1 protein-coding gene is annotated in these 979 nt (G+C 34.8%); it reads left to right on the top strand.

What is annotated here, in order from left to right; genetic code table 11:
* Positions 1-19: 19 nt before the first annotated feature.
* Positions 20-979, top strand: a 960-nt coding sequence (locus IRE19_RS18350; protein WP_203341458.1) for a replication initiation protein, incomplete at its 3' end; no start/stop codon positions are given.

Here is a 979-nt window from a genome sequence, read left to right as displayed (position 1 = left end):
TTAATTGGGAGTGAAGTATTTGGCCAGAATAAATAGCAAAGAAACTTTATTGAATTACGAGAACAGTATATTGAAAAGTAATGAAATTTCCATGTCTAAACTGAGTCATGGTCTTAGCTTAAATCAGATGCAGTTGTTGGCATATGCAATCTACTCTACTCAAAAAGATGGAAATACTGCATTTCGAAAAGCTGACTTTGAAAAGAAGTTTGATCTCGAATATAAAACAGAACACGCTAGACAAGATGCTCAAAAAATATCTCAACTACAATTCAGCATCATTGATTTAGAAAATGATTATTTTGAGTTCTGGAACGTGTTCAACGGAATTAAATATGAACATGGCAAATTTACTTTTCGTTGGAGTACAGATTTTATTCCCCATATACTCGAATTAAAAGAAAAATTTATTACGACAGATTTAACAATTGCTTCTCAATTTAACAGCAGTTTTAGTTGGACACTTTATGATTATTTACAAGCACATTATGGGTACTGGCACAAACCAATCTCGAAAGAAGCAATTATGCGATTATTTGGTGTTGAAAATAAAAAAACTTATAAAGAGAATACTGGACGGTTCAAAAAAACTGTTCTTGATGTGGCTATTAAAGAAATAAACGCCCTAACAGATTTGGAAGTCCGTTATAACGAAGAACGAGAAGGACGAACCATAATTGGGTTTGATTTAATCTGGTCAAACGGCAAGAAGGTGACCAGTGCCACGAAGAAGCAGATCAAGGAGATCCAAAGCATTCTGGATATTGTTTTTGAGGACATGTTCCAGTACATCAATATCAACGATGAAGACGATCGGCAGCGAGCCATTAAGTTGATTCGTGAAATTGAAAACATGCGTGAATTTACCGGCGAACCGATCTGCATTACTAAAGAAAAAGCTGATGACTTGATCAAAAAAGCCGTTTGGAATTTCCGGGAAATGAATCGCTTATTAGAAAAAAACAATCGTCCAGTTTCG

Source organism: Planococcus beijingensis, assembly GCF_016820615.1.
GTDB lineage: Bacteria > Bacillota > Bacilli > Bacillales_A > Planococcaceae > Planococcus > Planococcus notacanthi.
Note: the sequence above shows the minus strand (reverse complement) of the source record. Positions and strands in the feature narration are given on the sequence as shown.